This is a genomic window from Escherichia sp. WS1451, assembly GCF_046487365.1.
In the GTDB taxonomy this organism is placed as follows: domain Bacteria; phylum Pseudomonadota; class Gammaproteobacteria; order Enterobacterales; family Enterobacteriaceae; genus Escherichia; species Escherichia coli.
On the sequence record NZ_JBJQJP010000009.1, the window covers coordinates 133,056 to 150,659 of the forward strand.

Consider the following 17,604-nt stretch of genomic DNA (forward strand, 5'->3'; position numbering starts at 1 on the left):
ATTTAGTAATTACTTCGTTAATAATACTCTACGCACAAGCCAGAAGACTTTCCTGTCCCAAGCTCTGATATACCAGTTTCAGGATTAAATTTCTCGTGTACTCCCATGAGCTGAGTGCTTGTCCAATAATCCGTACCGCTAAAAGCGTTCCCATAAGTTTTTAAATTACCATATTCGCCCCACAACGTACCTACTTTTCGCGGTACTACCCCACCGCTTGGCCGCTGCGCTAATTCTAAAGATGACGGCATTTGACCATAGCTACATGAAGTGTTTATGATATCCCAGGTATTACTACTGGTAGCACCTAAACTAGTAAACCATTTTTTAATCTTGAATTTAAATACAACATCATTCCCTTTACCATTCTTGGGTTTCCCGGTAATAGTAACTTCACTTCTTATCAGCACAGATAATGTTACTTCTCCATTACTGTCAACATTAATTCCATAAATCCCAGCCGTCCAATTATAATCCGTATTTTTCATATTATGGGTTAGTAACAGCGTGAATTTTGCACCATCAAACCCTGTTTCTGGAAAACCATCTGTCGCCCTGAATTTTACACCATTAACACTCAGCAACTCGACTTCCACAAAAGGAAGGATGGTATAGGATGGTTGTCCGTATATACGCCAACCTTTAATCTCCATAAATGAAGTTAAATTTTCTCCTTCTTGGTAGGCCATATATGTACGTTCATATATGCCATCACCCACATATCTCCATTTTTCCCCTTCTTTTTTTTCTACATTTTGTAAGTACACTGTATCATCCAGCAAATCCAGACCGTTATCCACCGGATTTCCAAAATCATCAACTAATAAAACACTGACAGGTAAATCCGCCCCTTCCACTACTAAAACTTCTCGTATACGAAGCTGTGAACCAAGCGGACTCACTTCACCTGGTTTGATAGTGTAATTGTTTGAATAATTGGCATCGCTCCAACCAGCCATCTTCAGTTGCGCATTCAAATTCGCTTCCGCAAAATGCGCCATATACTGTCTTTGATATTGCCCATTGCCGTTGTAAACCCAATTATTGCCCTGGATAGGATCCGCATTCCTGACTTGTACGTTTTCCTCATTAAGCTGAACGACACCATCAGTAATAAAGTTACCCTGGGCGTCTTTAAGAACAACGGTTACCGTTATGCTATCCCCAGCGATATATATCGTTTTGTCCGTGACAATCGTGGATTGATTTTTTGCCGCTGCACCTGGTTGTATTCCGTATAACGAGGACTTAATCTCCGTTGCCCATGTTTTTAATTTCAGACTGGCAACCAGATTTTCCTCGGCAACCCATGCTGTCCAGACAATGGTATATTCACCATTATTCTGCTCGACCCACCGCATAGAATCGGGAGTTGCGCCGCCTACCGCGAAACTATCAATATAAGACTCGATGACTTCTGATGTCAGCCCTAAAGCAGGGTTACCAAACTCATCCCGCAACGTTATTGTGACGGTTAATGGCTCCCCGGCGATATATGCCGATTTATCTGTCCTGATAGCAGAATTTGCCTGCACCGGAGCACCGCTGTGGATGGAATAACTCTCTGATTGTTTACTGCTGCCCCATTCAGACAACTTCAGCGTCGCGTGGTGAGAGTCTCCCGCCATTTGCGCCGACCATGTAGCAGTATAAACACCGGCGGTTTCAGACCATCCTCCTGAACGTACGGCTCCTTCTACTGTTACGTTATCACCAGACAATAAGGACTCGCCCCCTTCAACCAGGTTACCGTGCGCGTCTTTCAGCGTCACAGCGACGGTTATAGTGTCACCAGCGGTGTAGGCGTTTTTATCCGTAGCGATAGTTGATGTGGCTTGCGCCGGAGAACCGGACTGTATGTCATAGCGATCTGACGTTACGCCATCACTCCACGTCTGCAATTGCAGGTTGGCGTGCTGATTGGTACTGGCAATCGTCGCCATTCGGGTTGTGGTATACACGCCACCTGATTCAACCCAGCTTCCCGTTTCTGACGGGTCAGTGCCAGCCACCGTCAGCACACCATCAGCGGCTAACTGTGAAGCTGCACCGGTTACCAGATTATCGAACGCATCCCGGAGCGTTACCGTGATGGTGATTGTCTCTCCAACCGTATAGTTCGACTTATTTGTTTCAACGGTTGAAGTGAGCTGCGATGCATCACCAGGTACAAAGGTGACGTTCTGGCTCTGGCTGCTGTTGTTGATGCTGGCGGTGACTGTACTGGTGCCCGCCGTCTGGCTGGTGACACTGATCTCCACCGTGCCGTCCGGCTTTGTGGTCACCGTCGAAGCGACCGTTGCGCTGTTGCCTGCCAACACGCTGACCGTCTGTCCGGCTAGCATGTTCCCGAACGCATCGGTCACCCTCGCCCGCAGCGTGTTCGCCGTCGAACCGTCTGCCACTGAGTCGTCCTTAATGACCACCAGGTCCGCGATCTGCGCCGTCCTGACATCGGCGACAAACGTCACGTTCCGGCTCTGGCTGCTGTTGTTGATGGTCGCAGTGACTGCACTGACTCCCGCCGTCTGGCTGGTGACTGAGATCTCCACCGTACCGTCCTGCCCTGTGATGACAGTCGGGGCAACCGTTGCGCCGTTGCCTGCCAACACGCTGACCGTCTGCCCGGCAAGCGCATTACCGAATGCATCGGTCACCCTCGCCCGTAGCGTGTTCGCCGTCGCACCGTCCGCCTCTGAACCGTCCTTAATGACCACCAGATCCGCGATCTGCGCCGTCCTGACATCGGCGATAAACGTCACGTTTCGGCTCTGACTGCTGCTGTTGATGCTGGCAGTGACTGCACTGATTCCCGCCGTCTGGCTGGTGACTGAGATCTCCACCGTACCGTCCTGCCCTGTGATGACAGTCGGGGCAACCGTTGCGCCGTTGCCTGCCGACACGCTGACCGTCTGCCCGGCAAGCGCATTACCGAATGCATCGGTTACCCTCGCCCGCAGCGTGTTCGCCGTCGCGCCGTCAGCCACTGAGTTATCCCGGGTGACCACCAGATCAGCGATCTGCGCCGTCCTGACATCGGCGATAAACGTCACATCCCGGCTCTGGCTGCTGCTGTTGATGCTGGCGGTGACTGCACTGACTCCCGCCGTCTGGCTGGTGACACTGATCTCCACCGTGCCGTCCTGCCCTGTGATGACAGTCGGAGCGACCGTTGCGCCGTTGTCCGCCAACACGCTGACCGTCTGCCCGGCAAGCGTATTACCGTTAGCATCGGTGACCCTCACCTGCAGCGTATTCGCCATTGCGCCGTCAGCCACGGCGTTATCCTGCGTCACCTCCAGACTCGCGATCTGCGCCGTCCTGATATCGGCGATAAACGTCACATCCCGGCTCTGGCTGCTGTTGTTGATGCTGACGGTGACTGCACTGACTCCCGCCGTCTGGCTGGTGATACTGATCTCCACCGTGCCGTCCGGTTGCGTGGTGACCGTCGGAGCAGTCGTGGCACCGTTGCCTGCCAACACGCTGACCGTCTGTCCGGCAAGCGCATTCCCGAACGCGTCGGTGACCCTCGCCTGCAGCGTATTCGCCGTCGCACCGTCTGCCGCTGAGCCGTCCTTAATGACCACCAGATCAGCGATCTGCGCCGTCCTGATATCGGCGATAAACGTCACGTTCTGACTCTGACTACTGCTGTTGATGGTTGCAGTGACAGTACTGATCCCCGCCGTCCGGCTGGTGACACTGATCTCCACCGTCCCGTCCGGCTCTGTGATGACCGCCGGAGCAACCGTTGCGCCGTTGTCTGCAATCACGCTGACCGTCTGCCCGGCAAGCGTATTACCGTTAGCATCGGTGACCTTCACCTGCAGCGTATTCGCCGTCGAACCGTCTGCCTCTGAACCATCCTTAATGACCACCAGATCAGCGATCTTCGCCGTGCTGACATCGGCAATAAACGTCACGTTTCGGCTCTGGCTGCTGTTGTTGATGCTGGCGGTGACCGCACTGGTTCCGGCGGTCTGGCTGGTGACTGAGATCTCCACCGTGCCGTCCGGCTCTGTGATTACCGTCGGGGCAGTCGTTGCGCCGTTGTCCGCCAACACGCTGACCGTCTGCCCGGCAAGCGCATTACCGAACGCATCGGTGACCCTCGCCCGCAGCATATTCGCCATTGCACCGTCTGCCACTGAGTTATCCCGGGTGACTACCAGCTCAGCGAGCTTCGCCGTCCTGACATCGGCGACAAACGTCACGTTCCGGCTCAGGCTGCTGTTGTTGATGGTTGCAGTGACGGCACTGGTGCCCGCCGTCTGGCTGGTGATACTGATCTCCACCGTGCCGTCCGGTTGCGTGGTGACCGTCGGAGCAGTCGTGGCACCGTTGCCTGCCAACACGCTGACCGACTGCCCGGCAAGCGCATTACCGAACACATCGGTGACCCTCGCCCGCAGCATATTCGCCATTGCACCGTCTGCCACTGAGTCGTCCTTAATGACCACCAGGTCCGCGATCTGCGCCGTTCTGACATCCGCGATAAATGTCACGTCCCGGCTCTGACTGCTGCTGTTGATACTGACGGTGACCGCACTGCTGCCCGCCGTCTGGCTGGTGACACTGATTTCCACCGTGCCGTCCGGCTGCGTGGTGACCACCGGAGCGACCGTTGCGCCGTTGTCCGCCAACACGCTGACCGTCTGCCCGGCAAGCGCATTACCGAATGCATCGGTTACCCTCGCCCGCAGCGTGTTCGCCGTCGCACCGTCTGCCTCTGAACCGTCCTTAATGACCACCAGATCAGCGATCTGCGCCGTCCTGACATCGGCGATAAACGTCACATCCCGGCTCTGGCTGCTGTTGTTGACGCTGGCGGTGATCACACTGGTTCCGGCGGTCTGGCTGGTGACACTGATCTCCACCGTGCCATCCGGCTGCGTGGTGACCGTCGGAGCAGTCGTTGCGCCGTTGCCTGCCAACACGCTAACCGTCTGCCCGGCAAGTGCATTCCCGAACACATCGGTGACCCTCGCCCGCAGCGTGTTCGCCGTCGCGCCATCTGCCACTGAGCCGTCCTGCGTCACCACCAGATCAGCGATCTGCGCCGTACTGACATCAGCAACAAAGTTCACCGTTTTACTATCGCTGCTTTGATTGATCTTAGCCTCAACAGTGCTGGCATCCGCTACGGTACTGCTCAGATCAACCTCTGCCATGCCATGCGCATCCGTCCTGATATCTGCGCTCTGCCCTGCATTGGCAAATACAGCCGCCCCCTTCGTCACCGTAAAGGTGACGGTCTGCTCCGGCAGCACATTGCCAAACTGATCTTCCACCCGGACATTCACCGTATGTCGATCGCTGCCATTCGCCAGCACATCCGGGTTACCCGTTGTCACTTGCATCGCGACAATTTGTGCGCTGGCGGCATCGCCACTAATACTGTAATCATTTGAAGTCAGAGCGTTCGCCCAGCCGGACATCTGTAGCTGTGCTTTTAAACCGGTGCCAGGGAGTAAGGCGGTATACGTTGCGGTATAAATTCCTTTTTGATCTTCATTCCAGGCGATGCTTTCCGCTTTTGTATTTGGCAGCTGGATAGCCAGGTTGATAGCGTCTCGTTGCCCCCCGACCAGGTTTTCATAGCTATCCTTGAGTGTTACCGTAACTTTTATCGCGCCGCCAGCGGTGTAGGCCGTTTTGTCGGTAACGATGGAGGAATAAGCCAGCACAGCTCCGCTTTCGCGGATGGCATACGCATCGGATTGCTGCGCGCTACTCCATGTCGATAGTTTCAGCGTGGCGTAATGGCGATCGCCAGCAATCTTCGCGGTTCGGGTGGTGGTGTAAACGCCATCAGACTCTTCGCTCCAGTTACCCGTTTCATTTTTATCTGTACCGCTCACCTCGACCACACCGCTACCAGCCAGCAGCGAAGCCATCCCTTTCACCCGGTTTTTCTGCTCATCCATAAGGGTGACTGACACTTTTATCTTGCCACCCGCGGTGTATGACACATCGTCCGTCTTGATGGTGGAGGTCAGCTGCGAGATATCGCCAGTGATAAAGCTCACTTCCACAGACTGACTACTGCCATTGATCTCGGCCTTGATAAGACTGTTTACCGCCTGGTCACTGGCAAGGTTAACGCTGGCAATCCCGTCTTTATCTGTCGTCACAATACCGCCATTTGGATCGGCAAAAACCGCCGCACCATTCACGACCGTGAAGGTAACATTTTGTCCCTGCAGTAAATTTTGATGCACATCCCTGACCGTCACAGCGACGGTATTGTGATCGCGTCTGGCAACTGCGTTATTCGCGGTGATCTGCATCGCAGCGATTTTGGCGGTATCTTTATCACCCGCAATACTGAACGCATCCGAATGTTTGGTTTGCCAGCCGGGCATCGTCAGCTGGGCCGTTAATTTGTCGCCAATGAGATGGGCCGTATAGCTTGCTTTGTAAATTCCCTCACTTTCTTCCGTCCAGGCACTAACGTCATCAGCCTTCGTGTTGTCAACTTTAACGGTTTGTTTGAGAAGTTCTTTTCGTCCGGTAACCCCGTTGCCGTTATCATCTCTCAGGGTCACTTTAACGACTATCGGCTTACCCGCGACGTAATTATCCTGGTCTGTCTCAATCGTGGAGTCAGCGCGGGATGCCGTATTCGCCACGATAGCAATCAGCGCTGGCGTCTTAGCGATATCGTCGCCGTTAAATTGCGGCATCAGCGATAACGCGCCAGACGTCTTCCCGGCGGTAACTATTTGGGTATAGGTTCCGTTACCGTTGTCTTTCCATTCGCTTAAGGCGAAATCCTGCAAACCTTTCACCTGTGTTTTTAACGTCATACCGGGGATTGGCTTGCCGCTGGAATCTCGCGCGGTATAGGTCAGCGTTGAGGTTGATTTTCCATCAGCAAGCAGGATTTGCAGATCGACAGAAAGCGTTGAATCGGTGAGGCTTAGTGTGGGTTTTTCCACGACCACCATACTTTCTTCACGCCGGGAGAAATTTCCTTTCGAATCTTCCGCTGTAACCGCTATCGGGTAAGTGTTGTCGGTTTCAGGCATTGCCGTGAATCGGTAGGGAGGAATAGTGACCTGAATATCCTTGCCGGAAACTGCTACTTTTCCGCCCGCTGATTGCAGGGAGGCGGCTTCAATGTCATAACCTTTCAGCGCATATTTGGTTTGTAAGGAAGAAACCAGCGATTTAACCTCGCCCGGCTTGCCTTTCAACGGATCGGTCAGCGTCAGCCGCACCAGCTCTTTCTTGCGATATTCAAGGACAATATTGTTATTACGATCGACCAGGTCATAGCGACTGCCCACAAGGCTGCGTCGTGCTGCAACTTCAGCCGGATCGAGCTGTTTTTGCAGTGAATGGCCGGGTTGCAACGTCAACTCCATACCAATTCGGGTGTCGTTTTCTCCCTGTTTGCCCTGCCGTTGCTCGGCACTAAAGGAGATCAGGGGAACGGGGGTGTAACTCAAACCTGCGGTAATCGCGTGAGGATCATTTTGTCGCTCGTCTTTACCAAACAGCGCCACTTCATCGCCATAATATTGTTCATAGACCAGCTTGCCGCCCAGCTGCGGCCAGGCCGGTAACCAGCCTTCGGCGCGAAGATCCCACCCGTTCGCCGGACGTGCTTCATAGTCATTGTCGAGTTCCGGTGCACTACGCCAGTTACTGAGGCGCAGATAACCGTTGCCGCTCAGTTTCAGGTAATCGCGCCAGTATTCAACGCCCATCCCGGTTCGGGTGTGATAGCGGGTCAGGTCATGATCGATAAACATATTGACGCCAGACATCCAGCTCGATGTGAAATAACGCCAGCCGATACCGTGGTTGGTTTGAGTGCGATCATCCGTACGGTGAAGTGTGTGCTGGCTGAAGACCAGGTTATCCGGCGTTTCGTACCAGGGATGGAGAAATTCAAATGACGAGCTTTTAAGGCTGAAATCTTCATCCACACCAAGAGATACCCGGGCAGTTCCCCAACGACTGAGCCAGTCCGTTGCCTGCGCAGAGGCAGAAGAAGCCACCCAGCCACGCGCCATACTTGCAGCCTGTTCGCTGTCCATATCGCGCGCTAAAAGTGTTCCGCTTTGCTGCGCCACTTCCGCGACCTGCATTTGCGGATCTTTGCCATCGCGCTCCATCTGCATTGCTTTCAGGTTGCGCGCTTCAGGGCTGTTACTGTTAATGAGGGGCACATCTATTTCATCGCCCTGACGCACATTGTCAAAGCCCCGCGCAAAGGTACGGAACTGATTCAGGCGACGTAATTCATCAACGGTGATACCAAAGCGTGCCGCGACCGTTGGTGGCGATTCCAACGCACCCAGGGTATATGGAATAGTTTTAACGTTCGGCAGGATCAGTGACGCGGCAGTATCCGAGTGCGCAGGATTAATATGCGTAGGGGCAGCAGCCATAACAGGGAATATAGTTTGTGTTATCAGGCAAATACCGGCGGTCAGACGACGTAAACGATCCCCCAATCCACATATGATGTTATCGCCCCGACGATCGCCGTTCCCATGCGCTTTCCCTGCCATTTGTCATCCCTGTCGCTATGCGTTCAGATTAAATGACCTTTCTTTAACATGAGGGAAAATGATGATTCATGATTAGCAAATGATGAATACAGGCGGAATAATGGAAATAACAACAAGATAAGAACAATACCTGATCAAGGGTTATCAGGGGGAAGAACAGGAGAGCTTTCCCGCCAGAGCAATAACCCTCCTGTAAATACGTTACTTCATTTTCACCTTTGCGGTGACCAATAACGCCGTCAGCAACATCAATGTGCCGGACAACATCAACGGCGAAGTCAGACCAATATTATCCAGCGCATAACCGCCGATTGCCGCGCCACAGGTATTAGCAAGCTGAATAACCGCCACCTGAATAGACCCGGCTTTTTCTGCCTGATCGGCCAGTGAGCGGGTGATCCACGTTGACCAGCCGACAGGAACCAATGCAAAAGTTAGCCCCCAGATAATCGCCACGCCGGTAGCAACGATTTTATCGCTTCCCCACAACGTCAGCACCAACGCACTCACAGCCAGTATTAACGGCGCGCCTGCTAAGGCCAGTTTTACCGAACGTTTAAGAATGAACGACGAAAGCGACGTACCAATAAAGCTGGCGATACCAAAACTCAACAGCACCAGCGTTAAGCCATCCACGCCGAATCCCGCCAGGTTCATATACACCGGGCGAATATACGTGAAGAAAGCAAACTGCCCGGCGAAAGACATGAAGATGGCGATCATCCCTGCCATCACACCCGGACGTTGTAATAAGCGGAAAGTATTTTGTTTCTGATGCGAGGGTTCGCCTGGCAGCGAAGGCAATGATTTGATAATCCAGAAAATACACAGCACGCCCATCACCGCCGCCGCATTAAAGACATTGCGCCAACCGATAAGCTCGCCTAAAAAACTGCCCAACGGTGCGGCAATCACCAGCGCAATAGAAACCGCGCCGAAGATCACCGACAGCGCCTTCGGCACCGTACGCGGCGGTACCAGACGCATGGTCAGCGACGCCGACATCGCCCAGAACCCACCCAGCGCCAGCCCCAGACAGGCACGACCGATTAAAAGCAAACTGAATGAGTTAGCAAAGGAAACCAGCAAGCAGGAGAGCGTCAGCAAAACGGCAAACAAAATAACAACATAGCGGCGGTCAGTGGCCTGAATTGTCTGGGTAATAAACAAACTGGCAAACATTGCCACAAAGGCGGTCACGGTCACCGATTGCCCGGCAACCCCTTCCGAAATGCCTAAATCCTGGGCCATTGGCGTCAACAAACTGACGGGCAAAAACTCAACGATAATCAGACAGGCGACGCAAAACGCCACCGAGAAAACGGCTGACCAGTTCGGTCGGGTGATGGCATCCGCGCCGCGGTTTTCGGCAATAAATTCACTCATGGTGTTACCCGTGGCATGTTTCAGGGGAAAAGCCGACCACTTTAACATTGAAATGTGTGACACATTTAACGTTTTTGCAACTTTTACGGTGTTGTGGGAAAAGTTCGAGGCTGCTCGAAGAAATAAAAATCATAGGGCAAGGTGATATGCATTTTCGCGATTGGGTTGGGAATAAGGGATAAAGTATTGCACTTGGTGATATACTTTAATAACAGGATCTCAACGATATACGCGTGTTTAAAACCAAATAGTTTGCAAGGGAAGCCAGGTCTCATGCAATGACAGATGAAGAGTTGTGCCGGGCCATTTTAGAAACGGAACAAGGTAAAGCTGATGTACTTGGTGGTGGCGTTTTTAAAAAGCGCCTTCACCGAAATCGTGAGCGTGCAATTATTCTGGCGAAAGGGGGAAGCAATTGGTTTTACACGTTTTTATATGCAAAACAGGATATGTCGAACATTAATAGTCAGGTACTGGCTGGGTTTCGTGAACCTGCAAAGCATTATGCCTTCCTGACGAAAGCCCAACTGACAGCAATGATTAACACTAAAGAACTGACAGAGATCTGCTATGACTGCAAAAACTAAATTTAAAAGTCCTGCATTTGAGGCTATTCACAGCGCAGCGGCTGGATTGTCCAGCGTCGATGCTATTTCTGCCGAAACAATGCGTACTTTTGACAAAGCCTGCCTGACCAGCGTGCAAGACTTACAACCTGTTGAGATAAAAGCACTGCGGGAAAAATTAAAAGTGAGTCAACCCGTCTTCGCTCACTATCTCAATACCAGCGTTTCAACTGTACAAAAATGGGAAAGTGGCGCTAAACGCCCCAATGGCATTTCATTAAAACTGCTCAGCATTGTGCAAAAACACGGGCTGGAGGTGCTGCTGTAAATAGAACGTAGATAATGCGTTCACCTACTGTCAGTTCCAATACCGGATGCGGCGTGAACGCCTAATCCACCCTACAGGTCAGGCGCGGTCTGTAGGCTGATAAGACGAAGCGGTTTTAATGCAGCCAGTGAACGCCCTCGGCAGGCTGAAAGAACGCGTTATAGCGCATCTGAAAAGCATTAATATCCTGCATTTCAGGTTCGGTTTCGCGCAGAAAACCCAGCGCCAGCCTGACCTGAGCATCAGTAATCGGCGCGGCAAGGCGGGCTTTTTGTAAAATCCGATGCCATTGCAGCATGTTCTGTTCGCTACCATCGACAATGACAATTTGCCAGATGAGCAACACCTGCGCGGCGTTTTGCAGGTGCGACTCATCCGGGCGATGCAAATAACGTAAAAATTCGTCACCGGCTGACTTTCCCATTTGATCGACCATCGACTCCACGGGTACGACATCGATGTTCAGCCGATCGCTGAGACGGCGAATCGCTTTTCTGGCCCCGGATGTCAGCACCCGAAAACCAATCACAAACACTACCGCCAGCGTGGCGAGCATTATCCAGATCATGAGTTCTCCTGCGTAATCAGAACTCATAATATCTGGAAACCCTCGCCAGTTACTAATCCACCAGAATAATCTTCAGTGCAAACAGAGCTGCGACCACCACCACACACAGGTTCAGATCGCGCCAGCGCCCGGTGCACACTTTCATGATGCAGTACGACATAAAGCCGAGTGCAATCCCTTCGGTGATCGAGAAAGTAAAGGGCATCATCACCGTGGTAATAAATGCGGGCACCGATTCGGTAAAATCATCCCAGTTAACGCGCGCCAGGCTCGAAGTCATCAGCACGCCAACAAAGATTAACGCTCCGGCGGTTGCGTAAGGAGGAACCATCGCCACCAGCGGTGAGAAGAACATAACCAACAGGAACATAACGCCGACCACAACCGCAGTCAGCCCCGTGCGACCACCGACAGCCACACCTGAAGTACTTTCAATATAGGCGGTAACAGACGAGGTACCGATAAACGCACCCGCCACCGAACTGACGCTATCAACATACAGCGCCTTATTCATATTGGGGAATTTACCGTTACTATCTATTAAGCCAGCTTTATCAGTTACACCAATTAATGTTCCTGATGAATCAAATAGGTTGATCAGCATAAAGGAGAAAATGATACCGGCGAGTTCAAGTGTTAACGCACCGCTCAAATCCACTTCACCAATGACGCCGCTAATATCAGGCGGAATGGAATAGACGCCGCTAAAATGAACATCACCGAAAAATAATCCACAGCAAGACGTCACCACAATAGAAACAAGCACCGCGGCATGAAAATGACGTGATGACAACACAGTTATAATAAAAAACCCTAAAATACCTAACAACACGCCGTGAGAACTTAAATCGCCAATCATCACCAGGGTGTCTTTATTGGCGACAATAACGCCAGTATTTTTTAATCCCATTAAGGCGATAAATAATCCGATTCCGCTGGTGATACCAATACGTAAACTTAATGGAATGTTGGAGATCATCCAGTACCGGATACGAAACAGCGTGAGCAAAAATAGCCCAACTGCGCCCCAGAATATCGCGCCCATCCCGGTCTGCCAGGAGATACCCATCGCCCCCACGACCACGAACGCAAAGAAGGCGTTCAGCCCCATTGCCGGAGCCAGCGCCACGGGTAAGTTAGCAAATATCCCCATCGCAATACTGCCGATACCGGCAATCAAACAGGTGGTAACAAACACCACTTTCGGGTCCATTTGTGCCGCGCCGAGGATTTGCGGGTTCACAAAAACGATGTACACCATGGTTAAAAAAGTGGTCATCCCCGCAATCAATTCTGTGCGGACGGTGGTCCCATGCTGAGGTAGTTTAAATAATCGCGAAAGCGTCCCTGATTCATTACTCACGTAATCGGTATTGTCATTATTCATTTTTTTGTCCATTGGAGGAGATTTAATCCCTTGCTTTTGTAAAACAAATGACAACAACGGTTCAGTGATAATTATCACATTTCAATTGCACATTAATGGATATTCTTTAATAATCTCGCGACGTTTCTTTATGATAAATAATAATCAAATTGATAAAATCAAAATGAGAAAAATATGAATAATTCTATTAACCATAAATTTCATCACATTAGCCGGGCTGAATACCAGGAATTGTTAGCCGTTTCCCGTGGAGACGCTGTTGCCGATTATATTATTGATAATGTCTCTATTCTCGACCTGATCAATGGCGGAGAAATTTCCGGCCCAATTGTGATTAAAGGACGTTACATTGCCGGTGTTGGCGCAGAATACGCTGATGCTCCGGCGTTGCAGCGGATTGATGCCCGCGGCGCAACGGCGGTGCCAGGTTTTATTGATGCTCACCTGCATATTGAATCCAGCATGATGACGCCGGTCACTTTTGAAACCGCGACCCTGCCGCGCGGCCTGACGACCGTTATTTGCGACCCTCATGAAATCGTCAACGTGATGGGCGAAGCCGGATTCGCCTGGTTTGCCCGCTGTGCCGAACAGGCAAGGCAAAACCAGTACTTACAGGTCAGCTCTTGCGTACCCGCTCTGGAAGGCTGCGATGTTAACGGTGCCAGTTTTACCCTTGAACAGATGCTCGCCTGGCGGGACCATCCGCAGGTTACCGGCCTTGCAGAAATGATGGACTACCCTGGCGTAATTAGCGGGCAGAATGCGCTGCTCGATAAACTGGACGCATTTCGCCACCTGACGCTGGACGGTCACTGCCCGGGTTTGGGTGGTAAAGAACTTAACGCCTATATTGCTGCGGGTATTGAAAACTGCCACGAAAGTTATCAGTTGGAAGAAGGACGCCGGAAATTGCAACTCGGCATGTCGTTGATGATCCGTGAAGGGTCCGCAGCCCGCAATCTCAACGCGCTGGCACCGTTGATCAACGAATTTAACAGCCCGCAATGCATGCTCTGTACCGATGACCGTAACCCGTGGGAGATCGCCCATGAAGGACACATCGATGCCTTAATTCGCCGCCTGATCGAACAACACAATGTACCGCTGCATGTGGCATATCGCGTAGCCAGCTGGTCGACGGCGCGCCATTTTGGTCTGAATCACCTCGGCTTACTGGCACCCGGCAAGCAGGCCGATATCGTCCTGTTGAGCGATGCGCGTAAGGTCACGGTGCAGCAGGTACTGGTGAAAGGCGAGCCGATCGATGCGCAAACCTTACAGGCGGAAGAGTCGGCGAGACTGGCACAATCCGCCCCGCCATATGGCAATACCATTGATCGCCAGCCTGTTTCCGCCAGCGACTTTGCCCTGCAATTCACGCCCGGAAAACGCTATCGGGTCATTGACGTCATCCATAACGAATTGATTACCCACTCCCGCTCCAGCGTCTACAGCGAAAATGGTTTTGATCGCGATGATGTGTGCTTTATTGCCGTACTTGAGCGTTACGGGCAACGTCTGGCTCCGGCTTGTGGTTTGCTTGGCAGCTTTGGCCTGAATGAAGGTGCGCTGGCGGCGACGGTCAGCCATGACAGCCATAATATTGTGGTGATAGGTCGTAGCGCAGAAGAGATGGCGCTGGCGGTCAATCAGGTGATTCAGGATGGCGGCGGGCTGTGCGTGGTCCGTAACGGTCAGGTACAAAGTCATCTACCGTTGCCCATTGCCGGGCTAATGAGCACCGACACGGCGCAGTCACTGGCGGAGCAAATTGACGCCTTGAAAGCCGCCGCCCGTGAATGCGGTCCGTTACCGGATGAGCCGTTTATTCAGATGGCGTTTCTTTCCCTGCCAGTGATCCCCGCGCTGAAACTAACCAGTCAGGGGCTGTTTGATGGCGAGAAGTTTGCCTTCACTACGCTGGAATTCACGGAATAATAAAAAAAAGCCCGGCGTCATGCCGGGCAAAAGTCACCAGTTACGTTTATGCCACTGTCAACTGCTGAATTTTTTTCTCGCGGCGGATTTTGCGTTCTTCCATCACCGCCACTATCGCCATCAGGCAGATACAACCAATCGCGGCGATATCCAGCGCGGCGAAGGTGCCTGCCCAGCCGGTAAGGCCGAATACCGGCGTCCCATCGGCAATCATCCCCAGACCTAACTTGGCAAAGCTGTCGCCAATCAGGTAAGCAAAGGTGCCTTTAATACCATCGGCAGCGCCAATCGCTTTTTTAGGTACAAAGCCAACAGCAGCCACACCAATCAACAATTGCGGGCCAAAGACCAGGAAACCCAACGCAAAGAGAGAAGCCAGGTAGATATATTCGTTGCTGGCGTGTTGATACACACCGAGCGTGGCGATAATCAGCGCCAGCGCGATACAGGCCACCAGGCCACGGCGACCGTTCGCCAGGTCAGAGAGCCAGCCCCACAGCAGCGTACCGACCAGCGCACCAGCTTCAAACAGCGTAAAGCCCTGAATCGCCACCGCTTTAGAGAGTTTCAGTTCCTGGAACGCATACACGGTTGACCACTGGTCGATACCAATACGCACCACATAGAGGAAAATGTTGGCAAAGCACAGCAGCCAGATCACTTTGTTTTTCAGCACATACTCAACAAAGATCTGCCACTTGGTCATATCGGTAGATTCTGTCTCTTTATCCTCTTCACTGATCTCCTCGCCAAACAGCTCTTCAGCTTTGCCGAGGCCATAAGATTCCGGGGAGTCGCTGCCGTAACGCAGACCGATAAAACCAACAATCAGCGCGATAATCGACGGGAAAATAAACATGCCGATGACATGACCATCGAACAGGTAATTTGCGCCGAACAGCGCCACACCTGCTGCGCCTGCACCACCAAGGTTGTGAGAAATGTTCCAGAAACCGAGGAATGTCCCGCGTTTACGACGCGGCGTCCATTTGGTGATGGTGGAGTAACTGCACGAACCGCCGGTACTCTGGAAAAAGCCGCTCAAGGCGTAGAAGGCAATCATCAGGAACAGGCTAACCGAGCCGCTGCCCATACTGGCACTGAAGCCCAGCATACAAATGGCAGACAGGATCAGCATGAACGGCAGGAATTGTTTGGTGTTTTTGCCGTCGGCGTAGTAAGAAACCAGCGTTTTACCCACGCCATAAGTGATGGAGAAGCCCAGGCCGATCATCCCCAGCTGCGTCATGCTCAACCCGTAGGTCGAGATCATGTCGTTCTGCGCGATGTTAAAGTTCTTGCGAATCAGGTACATCGTAAGGTAGCCGATAAAGACCACCAGGTAGGATTGCATGAACGGTTTGAACCACATTTTGCGCCGCACTTCGAGCGGAAGGTCCAGGGTCGGCTTGCGAACCTGGTTTAAGAAAGCCAGCATGGGTTACTCCTGAAATGAATACCTGCGTGAGGCATGCATTGTAAAAATCAGTAGCAAATCAGGCCTGAGATAGCGTCCAGGCAAAACCTGGAAAATTTCTTAGTTTTGCCGGATATGAAGTGAAAAGGTGAGATGCATCACGCTTCGCGCGGTGTCTGGGCGTTCAAAAAGGGCAGTAACAGCAGTGCGGAAATCCCGGCGGCGATAGAGATAACCACAAAAAATCCGCTCCAGTGCCAGGTATCGAGCACTTTCGCCAGCGGCCAACCAGCAAGCGACGCACCAAGATAAGCAAACAAGCCGACAAACCCCGTCGCCGCCCCTGCCGCCTCTTTGTGGGAACATTCTGCCGCCGCCATGCCGATTAACATCTGCGGGCCAAAGACAAAAAAACCAATGGTGAAGAAGCAGGTTGCCTGCATCACGTAGCTGGCAAATGGCATCAGCCACAGCGAGCCGACTGAAAGCAAAATTCCGGCAGCGAAAATCAAATTCATCGGCCCGCGGTTGCCGTTAAACAATTTGTCCGAGCCCCAACCCGCTACCAGCGCACCGATAAATCCGCCCAGTTCAAACATCGTCACAGCCGTATTCGCCGTGACCAGATCGACGCCCAGCGTCTCGGACATATACAAATTGCCCCAGTCGTTGATCGCCGCCCGAACCACATAGACCAGCACATAGCAAAACGAAAGCAGCCAGATATACGGATTCAGCAACACATACTTGGTGAGGATCTCTTTACGCGTCAGCCCTGCCCCTTCTTGTTGTTGAGCAATCTCCAGCGCGTCGTGCCGCCATTCACCAACCGCTGGTAAACCTAACGCCTGCGGGCGATCGCGCAGCCGCCAGCAGAGAAAAATCCCCACGACGATCGCCATACAACCCGCAATCATCATCCCGGCACGCCAGCCGTAATGCAGCGCAGCTGCTGCCATCACAATGGGAATGAGCGCACCGCCAACGTTATGCGCCGTGTTCCATAATGCCCACCAACCGCCGCGCTCGGTACGAGAATACCAGGCGGTTAACAGACGCGCACACACCGGTGAACCCCAGCCCTGGAAAAAGGCGTTCAACACCCAGAGCACGGCAAACGCCCATAGCGACGTCGAGAAGCCAAACAGAATGTTGATAATGCCCGTGGCGATAAGCCCTATCCCCATAAAATAACGGGCATTTGAGCGATCGCTGACAATGCCGGAGACAAACTTCGACACACCGTAGGTAATGTAAAACAGGGTCGCTAACAGGCCAATATCGCTACGGCTGAGCACGCCGTTAGCAAGGATTTCTGGTACGGCGGCGTTAAAACTTTTACGCGTGAAGTAAAACAGCGCGTAACCCAGCCAGATGGTCAGCAGAATATGCCGACGCCAGTAGCGATAGCGAGCATCAATTTCATGTTTATCAGTCATTAATGGCGCATCGGCAGGCGCTTTCAGAAACGGCAACATCATCG

The 17,604-nt window shown here is 52.4% G+C and carries 9 protein-coding genes; 3 read left to right on the forward strand and 6 right to left on the reverse strand.

Going from position 1 to position 17,604, the window contains the following annotated elements; translation table 11 throughout:
• Positions 1-17: 17 nt before the first annotated feature.
• Complete coding sequence (iatC, locus tag ACJHX7_RS13645) at positions 18-8,528, reverse strand: inverse autotransporter adhesin IatC (protein WP_104888970.1); 8,511 nt, start codon at positions 8,526-8,528, stop codon at positions 18-20.
• 201 nt (positions 8,529-8,729) lie between these two features.
• The gene (gene nepI / locus ACJHX7_RS13650; protein ID WP_001288548.1) at positions 8,730-9,914 is read right to left on the reverse strand and encodes a purine ribonucleoside efflux pump NepI; all 1,185 of its coding nucleotides are present in this window, start codon (positions 9,912-9,914) and stop codon (positions 8,730-8,732) included.
• A 278-nt stretch (positions 9,915-10,192) separates the two neighbouring features.
• Here nepI and ACJHX7_RS13655 point away from each other — a divergent pair, with 278 nt between their 5' ends.
• Complete coding sequence (locus ACJHX7_RS13655) at positions 10,193-10,501, forward strand: type II toxin-antitoxin system RelE/ParE family toxin (RefSeq protein ID WP_240090941.1); 309 nt, start codon at positions 10,193-10,195, stop codon at positions 10,499-10,501.
• Complete coding sequence (locus tag ACJHX7_RS13660; RefSeq protein WP_000125643.1) at positions 10,485-10,808, forward strand: helix-turn-helix domain-containing protein; 324 nt, start codon at positions 10,485-10,487, stop codon at positions 10,806-10,808. The genes ACJHX7_RS13655 and ACJHX7_RS13660 overlap by 17 nt, the downstream gene beginning before the upstream one ends.
• Positions 10,809-10,923: 115 nt before the next feature.
• On the opposite strand, the gene ACJHX7_RS13665 is transcribed toward ACJHX7_RS13660, so the two are convergent.
• Together ACJHX7_RS13665 and adeQ are read right to left on the reverse strand one after the other, a co-directional pair.
• Positions 10,924-11,376, reverse strand: coding sequence for a DUF1198 domain-containing protein (locus tag ACJHX7_RS13665; protein WP_001572096.1), 453 nt, complete (start codon positions 11,374-11,376; stop codon positions 10,924-10,926).
• A 52-nt stretch (positions 11,377-11,428) separates the two neighbouring features.
• Complete coding sequence (gene adeQ, locus ACJHX7_RS13670; protein ID WP_001349999.1) at positions 11,429-12,763, reverse strand: adenine permease AdeQ; 1,335 nt, start codon at positions 12,761-12,763, stop codon at positions 11,429-11,431.
• Between the two features lie 174 nt (positions 12,764-12,937).
• Between adeQ and adeD the strand changes: the two genes are divergently transcribed.
• Positions 12,938-14,704: an adenine deaminase gene (gene adeD / locus ACJHX7_RS13675; RefSeq protein ID WP_094030244.1), complete on the forward strand. Its 1,767-nt coding sequence runs from the start codon at positions 12,938-12,940 to the stop codon at positions 14,702-14,704.
• Between the two features lie 46 nt (positions 14,705-14,750).
• On the opposite strand, the gene uhpT is transcribed toward adeD, so the two are convergent.
• Both uhpT and uhpC read right to left on the reverse strand, forming a co-directional pair.
• On the reverse strand, positions 14,751-16,142 hold the full coding sequence (uhpT, locus tag ACJHX7_RS13680; RefSeq protein WP_000879194.1) for a hexose-6-phosphate:phosphate antiporter: 1,392 nt from the start codon (positions 16,140-16,142) through the stop codon (positions 14,751-14,753).
• 137 nt (positions 16,143-16,279) lie between these two features.
• Entirely contained in the window at positions 16,280-17,599 is a 1,320-nt protein-coding gene (gene uhpC / locus ACJHX7_RS13685; RefSeq protein ID WP_000936560.1) for an MFS transporter family glucose-6-phosphate receptor UhpC, read from the reverse strand.
• Between the last annotated feature and the right edge of the window lie 5 nt (positions 17,600-17,604).

Excerpts from the sequence above, each read along its gene's own strand:
- iatC (WP_104888970.1), bottom strand. The coding sequence starts at position 8,528 with ATGGCAGGGAAAGCGCATGGGAACGGCGATCGTCGGGGCGATAACATC.
- adeQ (WP_001349999.1), bottom strand. The coding sequence starts at position 12,763 with ATGAATAATGACAATACCGATTACGTGAGTAATGAATCAGGGACGCTT.
- ACJHX7_RS13655 (WP_240090941.1), top strand. The coding sequence starts at position 10,193 with ATGACAGATGAAGAGTTGTGCCGGGCCATTTTAGAAACGGAACAAGGT.
- ACJHX7_RS13660 (WP_000125643.1), top strand. The coding sequence starts at position 10,485 with ATGACTGCAAAAACTAAATTTAAAAGTCCTGCATTTGAGGCTATTCAC.
- uhpC (WP_000936560.1), bottom strand. The coding sequence starts at position 17,599 with ATGTTGCCGTTTCTGAAAGCGCCTGCCGATGCGCCATTAATGACTGAT.
- uhpT (WP_000879194.1), bottom strand. The coding sequence starts at position 16,142 with ATGCTGGCTTTCTTAAACCAGGTTCGCAAGCCGACCCTGGACCTTCCG.
- nepI (WP_001288548.1), bottom strand. The coding sequence starts at position 9,914 with ATGAGTGAATTTATTGCCGAAAACCGCGGCGCGGATGCCATCACCCGA.
- ACJHX7_RS13665 (WP_001572096.1), bottom strand. The coding sequence starts at position 11,376 with ATGATCTGGATAATGCTCGCCACGCTGGCGGTAGTGTTTGTGATTGGT.
- adeD (WP_094030244.1), top strand. The coding sequence starts at position 12,938 with ATGAATAATTCTATTAACCATAAATTTCATCACATTAGCCGGGCTGAA.